Below are 2511 nucleotides of genomic sequence, written 5' to 3' on the forward strand. Positions count from 1 at the left end.
GTACGGACCGGTGGTCCGTACCGCCCCTGCGCGTTCCGCCGCTACTTCAGGGCCAGCACCAGCGCGTCCGACGGCGACGCCCACACCGGGCGCGCCTCGGCGAAGCCCGCCGCCCGCAGGGCATCGGCGTGCCACTGGGCGGAGGGGGTGTCACCGTCGGCGTGCTCGCCGTAGATGCGGAACCGCTCCGCGGTCGGCTCGGCGAGGACCGGGTCCTCGGCGGCGAGCGCCCACCACTCGGCCCAGTCGAGGGCGCCGGCCGCCCTGGCCCGTTCCATGCCCGCGTGCCGGTGCGCGCGCTCGGCGGCGTTGATGCGGGGCGTGGAGGCGTCCTTCATGTGGTCGGCGTTCATGAAGACGCCGCCGTCGCGGACGAGGGTGCCGATCTGCCGGTAGAGCGCGGCCAGCGGTTCGCTGTGGAGCCAGTGCAGCGCGGTGGCGGTGAGCACCGCGTCGTACGAGGTGTGCGGCAGGGACGTGGTCCAGGCGGGGTCCTTGAGGTCGGCGGTGACGAACGAGACGCGCTCGTCACCCGCGAAGTGGCCCCGGGCGATCGTCAGCAGCGCGGGGTCGAGGTCGACCCCGGTGCTGGTGGCCTCCGGGAACCGTCCCAGGAGCCGGTCCGTGATACTTCCCGTACCGCAGGCGAGGTCGAGGACTCTCGGCTTGGGGCCGACCGTGGCCCCGACCATGTCCAGCATCACCCGGAACCGCTCCTCGCGGTCGGGCATGTACCACTCCTGCTGGCGGTCCCAGCTCTCCTGCCAGGCCCGCCAGTCGGTGCCCGCCGTCGTGCCCTTGTCCGTCCCGCCCACCGGAAGCCCCCTGTCCGTAATACCCTCGATTGATAAGCAGCCGTTACCCTCACCCTAGAACGCCGCTGTAAGGACTACAAGTGGAACTGGCCTATTACTCGGACTACGCCGTACGGCTGGTCAACACCGAGGAGCCGGCTCGCAACAAGGACTCCCTCACCTCGGTCGAAGCCGTCCGCGAGCTCTTCGGCGCGTCGTCCCAGGCCGCCCGCCGCGCCACCGACTCGGACGTCACCCGCTTCCGCTCGGTACGGGGCCGGCTGCGCGCGGTCTTCGCCGCGGCCGACGCGGGTGAGGAGACCCAGGCCGTCGACCTGCTCAACTCCCTGCTGCTGGAGTTCCCCGTCAGCCCGCAGATCTCGGGGCACGACCACCGGGACGAGGACGGCCGCCCCAAGTGGCACATGCACCTCGCCGACCACCCTTCGAACGCGACCGCGGGTTATGCCGCGATCGCCGCGATGGGACTGGCGTTCCATCTGACCGAGTACGGCGTCGACCGCCTCGGCCTCTGCCAGGCGGCGCCCTGCCGCAACGCCTACCTGGACACGTCCACGAACCGCTCGCGCCGCTACTGCTCCGACCGCTGCGCGACCCGCGCCAACGTGGCCGCCTACCGGGCGCGCAAGCGTCTGGAGAGCGAGCGGTCCGGGCCCACCGGCCGCACCGCGGAGACCAGCCAGGAGACGACCCCCGTCACGGACCGCTGATCCCGGCCGAGCGGACGGAAGCGGCTGCGCACCCGGCCGAGCAGCAGCTCGGGCGGCACCACCCCGAAGACCCGGCTGTCGCCGTCGGCGCCGGGATTGTCGCCGAGCACCCACCAGCCCCCGTCGCGCCGTTCGGCCAGCCGTTTGACGATGAGGAGATCCTGCTGGAGCGGATGGCGGAGCACCGCCACGTCGCCGACCCGCAGCGAGGCGCGGTAGTCGACCAGCAGCTGGTCCCCGTGCACCAGCGTCGGAACCATCGACGGCCCGGTCACCTCGGCGACCCCGAACCGGGCCCTCGGCTCCCGCCCCTGTTCAGTCATCAGCCACCTCCGACTCCCACTGTATGTTCGGCCACCGGCCCGGCTCGGACCCCGGACTTTTGACCTAAGCCCATGGGGGCACCCGCCAAAACGGGTTCCTCACGGAGTAATGTCCCACCTGAGAAGACGATCACGAGGAAGGACAGCTCAATGCTCTCCCGCCTGTTTGCCCCCAAGGTGAAGGTCAGCGCCCACTGCGACCTGCCTTGCGGTGTCTACGACCCGGCCCAGGCCCGCATCGAGGCGGAGTCGGTCAAGGCCGTCCAGGAGAAGTACCAGGCCAACGAGGACCCGCACTTCCGCGCCCGCGCCACGGTCATCAAGGAGCAGCGCGCGGAGCTCGCCAAGCACCACGTCTCGGTGCTCTGGAGCGACTACTTCAAGCCCCCGCACTTCGAGAAGTACCCCGAGCTCCACCAGCTCATCAACGACACCCTGAAGGCGCTCTCCGCCGCCAAGGCCTCCACGGACCCGGCGACCGGCCAGAAGGCCCTCGACTACATCGCCCAGATCGACAAGATCTTCTGGGAGACCAAGAAGGCCTGACCTCCGGTCAGGCGCTTCGACCCGCCGTCTCGCGGGTCGAGTCGCTCACCTGTCCGCACCCGGGCCGCAGGCCGCCGAGCACGGCGTCCATGGCGGCCCGGGTGCGGTCTTTTACCC

General features: G+C 70.9%; 4 protein-coding genes. 2 read left to right on the forward strand and 2 right to left on the reverse strand.

The window, feature by feature from the left end; all coding sequences use genetic code 11:
- Nucleotides 1-41: 41 nt before the first annotated feature.
- Nucleotides 42-731: a class I SAM-dependent methyltransferase gene (locus ACWGH4_RS34040; RefSeq protein WP_453467657.1), complete on the reverse strand. Its 690-nt coding sequence runs from the start codon at nucleotides 729-731 to the stop codon at nucleotides 42-44.
- A gap of 164 nt (nucleotides 732-895) precedes the next feature.
- Here ACWGH4_RS34040 and ACWGH4_RS34045 point away from each other — a divergent pair, with 164 nt between their 5' ends.
- Nucleotides 896-1525: a CGNR zinc finger domain-containing protein gene (locus tag ACWGH4_RS34045; protein ID WP_005312054.1), complete on the forward strand. Its 630-nt coding sequence runs from the start codon at nucleotides 896-898 to the stop codon at nucleotides 1523-1525.
- Here ACWGH4_RS34045 and sodX read toward each other — a convergent pair.
- Nucleotides 1429-1848 (reverse strand): nickel-type superoxide dismutase maturation protease, encoded by a 420-nt coding sequence (gene sodX, locus ACWGH4_RS34050; protein WP_453467654.1) that lies wholly within the window; start codon nucleotides 1846-1848, stop codon nucleotides 1429-1431. The two genes, ACWGH4_RS34045 and sodX, sit on opposite strands and share 97 nt — an antisense overlap.
- 150 nt (nucleotides 1849-1998) lie before the next feature.
- On the opposite strand from sodX, the gene sodN reads away from it, so the two are divergent.
- Nucleotides 1999-2394, forward strand: coding sequence for a superoxide dismutase, Ni (sodN, locus tag ACWGH4_RS34055; RefSeq protein ID WP_189893600.1), 396 nt, complete (start codon nucleotides 1999-2001; stop codon nucleotides 2392-2394).
- The last annotated feature ends 117 nt before the right edge of the window (nucleotides 2395-2511 follow it).

It is taken from the genome of Streptomyces sp. NPDC054847, from assembly GCF_053610925.1.